This is a genomic window from Leeuwenhoekiella parthenopeia, from assembly GCF_020782115.1.
In the GTDB taxonomy this organism is placed as follows: domain Bacteria; phylum Bacteroidota; class Bacteroidia; order Flavobacteriales; family Flavobacteriaceae; genus Leeuwenhoekiella; species Leeuwenhoekiella parthenopeia.
Genome location: NZ_JAJGMW010000024.1, coordinates 64,322 through 71,457 on the forward strand (window position 1 = coordinate 64,322; position 7,136 = coordinate 71,457).

Below are 7,136 nucleotides of genomic sequence, written 5' to 3' on the forward strand. Positions count from 1 at the left end.
ATGAAGAAATTAATAATGATGTTAGCTCTGGGCAGTCTTTCATTGGTTCATCTGAGCTGTGATGAAGATTTACTGGATGTAGAAAGTACAAGTTTAACAGACCAGGCCGTATGGGCAGACCCTGTATTAGCAGAAGCTTTTGTAAGAGGTTTGTACACCGGTGTGCGCCTGGCAGACAAAGAGCCCGGGCATAATGGTGGCGACACCCCTGCCGGTTTTGGGCGTGGTTTTCACTGGGCGATGTGGGCTTCGGTTTCTGACGAGGCCATCTACAGCAATGATGACGCAACCTACCTGGTACAACGTGGCCAAATGAGCCCAAGTAACTACGGTTTTATGAGTACAACCTGGGGGCGCAGCTTCCGAAATATTCGCGAGGTAAATTTGGCGCTTTCCAATATTGATACAGACTCCTCGCCTTTTGATCAGGAAACCAAAGATCTATTGATAGGTGAATTGCATTTCATACGTGCGTTCAGGTATTTTGAACTGTTAAGAGGTTTTGGGGAAGTCCCGCTTATGGGAGACGAGGTTTACGACCTAACCAGCAATTTTGACGCGCTTTACGATAGAAAGAGTAAAGACGAAGTGGTGGCTTATATCGAAAGTGAACTGGAATTGGCTATAGATTTACTGCCTGCTTCTAACGGAGCACGTGCAACAGATGCAGCCGCAATGGCTTTAAAATCAAGATTGTTATTGTATGCAGCAAGCCCGTTATTTACTGATGGTGTAGACGACACTGCAAAATGGGCCAAAGCCGCTCAGGCCGCCAAAGATGTGATGGACCTTAACCGCTTTAGCCTGGTTACCAATCTCGATTCAGACCCTTCTGAAAACTTCAGAAAACTGTTTGTTACCCAAAGTATGACCAGCGAAGACATCTTTATGCGATTTTATATGCCTGCCAGCAACAGTGGCGGTCGCGCTATTCCTATTGAGCGTATGAACGGACCAAACGGTTCAGGTGGCTGGGGAGGTAACTGCCCTATGCAAAACCTGGTAGATGATTTTGAAATGATAGACGGCTCCGACATCGAGGATGCAAACTCAGGATACGACCCGCAAAACCCTTATGTAAACCGTGATCCGCGTTTTTATGCAACTATTGTTTACAACGGTTCTACCCTTAGAGATCGTGCTTACGAGTCTTTTGTGCCTAATGGAAAGGACAGCCCCGATGGTAACGAGCCCTGGAACACCTCTCCTACCGGTTACTTAATGCGCAAATTCATTCAGGAAGATATAACCCTGAACGACTGGAATAATATGGGAGCTTCTCCCTGGAGGTATTTTAGATATGCTGAAATTTTGCTCAACTATGCCGAAGCACAAAACGAAGCTGCAGGTCCTGATCTGTCTGTTTACAACGCCGTAAACGCGGTGCGCCAGCGTGCAGGTATGCCGGTTTTAAGCGGACTCACCAAAGCCCAGATGCGCGAAGCCTTACGCAATGAGCGCAGGGTAGAGCTGGCTTATGAAGAGCATCGTTATTTTGACGTACGTCGCTGGATGATCGCGATGGATGTTGAGAACGAACCTGCAAAATCTATTGAAATTACCAGAGCTTCAAACGGCAACCTTACCTATGAGGAAGGCATTGCCCTGGAAGGCAAAAAGTTTGAAGAAAAACACTATTGGTTCCCAATACCTTTAAGCGACATCACCGCATCGGGTGGTAAGCTTCAACAAAACCCGGGATATCAACAAGGTAACTAGCGTTTTCCATAAAAGGGAAGGAATTGTTTTCCTTCCCTTTTTTAATTTAAAAACCTGAAAGATGAAACATAAACCCGCACTTAAAACTCTTGCAGCACTTTTCTGCGTGATCCTCTCCGCTTCGTTTCTAACGACTCAGGCTCAGGAAAGCGGCAAGAAGCTTTTTAATGACAACTGGCAGTTTTACCGGGGAGATCTTGATCTCAAGGAACAGGATCTTCAAAACGCAAACTGGCGAGCTGTAAGCCTACCCCACGATTGGAGTATTGAAGGCCCTTTTGATCCTCAATGGGCAAGCGGCACAGGCTTTTTACCCGGTGGTATCGCCTGGTATCGCAAAAACTTTGATATCGATTCATACGATACCCATAAACGCTATGCGATATATTTTGACGGCGTTTATAAAAACTCGGATGTTTGGATCAACGGGACGTGGATTGGCAGAAGGCCTAATGGCTTTATAGCTTTTGAATACGACCTCACCCCTTACCTCAAGCAAAGCGGAAATGAGATTTTGGTACGTGTAGATCATGCTCAATATGCCGATTCCCGTTTTTACACCGGCTCCGGCATTTACCGAAACGTGTACCTAAAAACCAAAGCCCCCGCTCATTTTAAAACCTGGGGTATCAGTTTTCAAACTCCCAAAGTAACACCCGAAGAAGCCGGCATTCTGATAACGGCTGCTTTTCAAAACACCTTAAATGCTTCGGCTAAGCTGGAGGTAAATGCCGCTCTTAAAGATGCTTCCGGTTACACCCTTTATACCGAAAGTCTTCCTGCAGAAACGCTCGCAAATGCTTCCGCAGCTGTTACATTTAAAGGAATCGTCAAAAGTCCAAAACTTTGGTCCCCAAAACACCCCAACCTCTATACATTAACCTTAAACCTACTGGAAAATGGAGAATTAATAGATTCCCAAACGCAACAGGTAGGTTTTAGAAGCTTTCACTTTGATGCCAATACCGGTTTTACACTCAATGGGGAAAATATGTTGCTGAAAGGGGTCTGCATACATCACGATGCTGGTGCTCTGGGAGCTGCTGTGCCCAAGGAAGTGTGGGCAGAACGCCTGCAAACCCTGAAAGATTTGGGTTGCAACGCCATACGCATGAGCCATTATCCGCATCAGGATTACCTTTATGAACTTTGTGACGAGATGGGTTTTTTGGTACAGGATGAAGCCTTTGACGAATGGGCACGTGGTAAAAATAAATGGATTGAAGGCTGGAATGTAGGGACACCCGGCAACGATGGTGCTTTTGAGGCCTTCGCCGAATGGGGAAAACGCGATGTTCAGGATATGATCAGGCGCAACCGCAACAGACCTTCAATCATTATGTGGAGCATTGGTAACGAGATTGACTATCCTAATGATCCGTACACGCATCCGGTTCTCGATACCGGAAGAAATCCGCAGATTTTTGGACGCGGCTTTAAACCCGGCAATCCATCCGCTGAAGGTTTAGGCATATTGGCCAAAGAACTTGTCGCGGCTGCAAAAGAAATCGACACCACCAGACCCATAACTGCGGCACTGGCCGGTGTACCTATGTCTAATGAAACCACCTATCCCGAATCATTAGATCTCGTGGGTTACAATTATCAGGAATACCGCTATGCGGAAGATCATCAAAAATATCCCGGTCGCATTATTTACGGAAGTGAAAATGGGGATGCCTATTCAGCCTGGAAAGCAGTGACCGATAACCCGTATATCGCTTCTCAATTTATCTGGACGGCTTTCGACTTTATAGGCGAAGCGCTTCCCTGGCCTAAACGAGGCAGTGAAGCGGGTATTCTGGATCTGGCCGGCAAGCCCAAGCCCGATTTCTTTTTCAGACAGAGCTTATGGAGTGATAAGCCTGTGCTTTACATCGGGGTAACAGACAGTGCAGAGAACGCTCAGAAACGCCGTAAAATCAAAACAGAATGGTCAGGAGAGTCAGGAGAAATGAAATACATTCCTTTTTATACCAATGCCGATGAAGTAGAACTGGTTCTCAACGGAAAATCTTTGGGTAAACAGCCGGTCACTTACGCAGATAATGCCATGCCTCATTTTAAAATCCCCTATCAGGAAGGAAAACTGGAAGCCCGCGGTTACGTAAATGGAATTGTGGTTGCACGCAGTATGCTTCAAACACCGCAAAAGCTTAAAGAAATCAAACTCACCAAAGCGGCTTTACCAAAAGTCATCACAGAATCTAAAGTTTTAATAATCGACCTTGAGATGGTTGACAAAAACGGAACGCTTATAAGGAACGAAGACCAGGAAGTGAACTTTGTAATTGATGAATCTTTAGTCCTGCTGGGAGTTGAAAATGCAGATCAAAGCAATCACCGCTCCTTTACAGCTTCAACACAAGCTACCTACAATGGAAAACTCAGAGCCTATTTCAAAAAAACAGGCAGAAGCGGAGTGTTGAAAATCATTCCACAAAATAAAAAGCTAAAATCACGGAGCTATACGATTGAATAGTACCTGACACATTGCAGAAAAGTCCGTTTGAAAAACCAAACGGACTTTTTTCTTTTAAAGACTTGCTATACGGTCGAGTTCTATTTCATTAACCGGCAGTTCCATAATTTCTTTTACGATTTTATGAAGGTCGGGGATAACCTGACTAGCCAGCGGGGTAAGGCTGTTGAACAAAACACAGATTCCCAGATCTTCTTCCGGAAACACAGCGATTTCATTTCTAAAATTACTCACGCTGCCGCCGTGGTGAATCATTTTACTTTGAGCTCCGCTTTCGGCATTTACAAACTCGTGTATGCGCCAGCCGTAAGCGTAGGAAGAACGCAGGTGACCCTTCCAGCGTTGATAGTATTTACGCTCATCGGGCAATTCTATCTGAGGTTCAAAAACTTCAGCCAGACCGTCTTTATCAAGCACTTCTTCTTTATGTCCTAAAAGAAAGCGCATCCATTTGCCCATATCATCTGCACTGGCGTTAATTCCCCCGGCCGGAACCGCATTAAAGTATTTTCTGTTTACGGGTAATCGCTGCCATCCCTTATAGGTGCTTTTATGCGGATATGCATAATTACCGGTGTTGACCATACCTTCATAATCTGTAGAAATGGTTTTCATATCAAGCGGGCTAAATAGTTTATTTTGCAGCAATTGCTGAATGGTATTCCCGGTTGCAGCTTCCATCATAGTTCCGCTAAGCGCAAACATAGCATTCTGATAGCTGTGCACCAGCCCCGGTTTTGTATAGGTGTTGATAATTCTAAAACGCGAAGCGACTTCTTCTAATGGAAGTCCATCTTCTATGAGATTTGTATAACAGTGGTACGGCACGCCTGTAGAATGCGAAAGCACTTCCCTAAGAGTAATTGCACGGGCGTGATTTTTATTTTTTAAATCAAACTGCGGCACTGCGTCGATAAGTTTATCATCCCAGGAAATAGCTCCTTCCTTTACCTCGATCCCGGCCAGAACACCTGCGAAACCTTTAGAAAGAGAACCGAGTCTGAATACAGTCTCTGCATTAACCGTGTCTGTCTCCTTAAACGCATTGCGCTTACCGAAACCTCCCTGAAACATAACCGAATCACCGGCAACGATATTTACACCGGCACCAATGATCAGTCTTTTTTTAATGGCATCTTCAAAGTAGGCGTTCAGGGCCTGCTCAAGAAGTTTTTTACGGGTTTCAAAAGCCTGGGAAGCACGCTTTTCTTCTTTGGCCTGTATGGGATTTACAAACTCTGCAGAAGGAAGTTTGGGCTTTGGGGATTTGTACTGATTAGAACTAAAAATTGCGAAGAAAGACATCAATACGACCACCGTACTGAATACCACAGGTTTTTTAACAATCATTTTGAAGTTGGGGGTTATTTTGTTAATCGGTTCGAATATACGATAAAAAACATATAAAACCGTTTAAGTGCTGTACAAATTAAAATATTAACATAATTCAGAAGTGCTGACTCTCAACACCAAAGCTTGATTTTACTACTAAACAAGCCTGTTTTTAGAATCTTTTCGCAGACTAAAAAAGAGCATATCAAATTCAGTATTGTAAGATTTAATCTTACAATTTAACTATAAATAAGTCTTAATTAATTCCTAAAAATCTGAGATTCTTTAACTGTTCAACAAGAAAAAAGCCGCTTTAGTATGTAAGAAGTAAGTCTATTTTAAACTTTAACAAATTTCGAAAAGCTGAACATCATCAAACCTCTTTAAATCAGATCAATACGAAAAAAGAGAAGCCGAAAATCAGGCGACAGCTAAATGTTACTTTCAGAACCATAGCATATAAAAAGAGGCTGTCTAAAAAGCAAGGACGTGTCATATTGAGCTTGTCGAAATATTTTCAACTTACTGATTATTAAGATCGGTTTCGACAGGCTCAACCTGACAACTCAAGTTAATAAGTCTTTTTAGACAGCCTCTTGTCGGAAATGATTTTTACTTTTTAATTTTATCGGATTAACTTAAAGTAAACCGAAAATGCTCTTTAAATCTTTTATCGAGTAAATTTCATATCAAAACGACCATCTCTAATTTCCCGTAATTCACCATTTTGATCAATTACATCAAAGAAAAAAGTTCCTGAGACAATTTGATTATCTATATCCAGATGAGTTATTGTTAGTTTACCTGAATTTTGATTATCAGTATCAAAGATATCACCATTGAAAATATATTTTCCGGAAACACCACCTACTTCAAATTCAGACACTAATGAGTAAGTTTGATTCTCAATAATTTCTTTAGCATTAGTCGTTATGGAGATTGCGATTTCATTAAATCCAGCATCATTCATAGCTGCTTCTAAATTAAAATATCGTTCTCCATCAATTAATTGATAAACACAATCCAAAGGATTGACTCCTCCCCTTGGGATAAAGGGTTCTCCATCCAAAAGGCAACCAAATGTATTTTCTCCCGTTTGAGTTTCTGGAGGTAAACAGTCTACTCCCACACATCCACCATCGTCATCATTTTTACAGGAGCAACAAATACCTGCGAATACCAGTAACAAAATAAAAACTAACCTTTTCATTAGAACTCTTTCTTGAAAATTAGGAATAAAATCTTAGTTGGTCTTTTTTAAAATATTAAAACCTAACTAGAATCATGAGATTGATGAGTTATTATTCAGGTTTGAAAGTCCTTTTAAGTTCTTATATTTTTAGGATTTTTGGAGTTCAACTCCCATCAAGTGGGCAATGAGGCCTCGAAGCTTCGGGGGAACCCGGGATCATTCTCAAAAGTTGTGTGTGAATTGAATGAATAGTTTGATTTTTGTTTTCTAAACAGGAGGCATTGGACGCATATATAGATTTACTTAAGATTTTATTACCAGAATTATTGATTACCCATTTTAACCTTACCGGTCATCAAACAGAGGGAGATATACTGCACCTGCATTTTGAAGAAAAAGCAGAGGTCCCTA

4 protein-coding genes are annotated in these 7,136 nt (G+C 42.2%); 2 read left to right on the top strand and 2 right to left on the bottom strand.

The window, feature by feature from the left end; translation table 11 throughout:
- Together LLW17_RS15620 and LLW17_RS15625 are read left to right on the top strand one after the other, a co-directional pair.
- Positions 1-1,719: a RagB/SusD family nutrient uptake outer membrane protein gene (locus LLW17_RS15620; RefSeq protein ID WP_228231221.1), complete on the top strand. Its 1,719-nt coding sequence runs from the start codon at positions 1-3 to the stop codon at positions 1,717-1,719.
- A 61-nt stretch (positions 1,720-1,780) separates the two neighbouring features.
- Positions 1,781-4,201, top strand: a complete 2,421-nt coding sequence (locus LLW17_RS15625; RefSeq protein ID WP_228231222.1) for a glycoside hydrolase family 2 TIM barrel-domain containing protein — start codon at positions 1,781-1,783, stop codon at positions 4,199-4,201.
- Positions 4,202-4,255: 54 nt separating this feature from the next.
- On the opposite strand, the gene LLW17_RS15630 is transcribed toward LLW17_RS15625, so the two are convergent.
- Both LLW17_RS15630 and LLW17_RS15635 read right to left on the bottom strand, forming a co-directional pair.
- On the bottom strand, positions 4,256-5,551 hold the full coding sequence (locus LLW17_RS15630) for a serine hydrolase domain-containing protein (RefSeq protein ID WP_228231223.1): 1,296 nt from the start codon (positions 5,549-5,551) through the stop codon (positions 4,256-4,258).
- 652 nt (positions 5,552-6,203) lie between these two features.
- Positions 6,204-6,743, bottom strand: coding sequence for a Riean_0653 family protein (locus LLW17_RS15635; RefSeq protein WP_228231224.1), 540 nt, complete (start codon positions 6,741-6,743; stop codon positions 6,204-6,206).
- Between the last annotated feature and the right edge of the window lie 393 nt (positions 6,744-7,136).

Excerpts from the sequence above, each read along its gene's own strand:
- LLW17_RS15625 (WP_228231222.1), top strand. The coding sequence starts at position 1,781 with ATGAAACATAAACCCGCACTTAAAACTCTTGCAGCACTTTTCTGCGTG.
- LLW17_RS15630 (WP_228231223.1), bottom strand. The coding sequence starts at position 5,551 with ATGATTGTTAAAAAACCTGTGGTATTCAGTACGGTGGTCGTATTGATG.
- LLW17_RS15635 (WP_228231224.1), bottom strand. The coding sequence starts at position 6,743 with ATGAAAAGGTTAGTTTTTATTTTGTTACTGGTATTCGCAGGTATTTGT.
- LLW17_RS15620 (WP_228231221.1), top strand. The coding sequence starts at position 1 with ATGAAGAAATTAATAATGATGTTAGCTCTGGGCAGTCTTTCATTGGTT.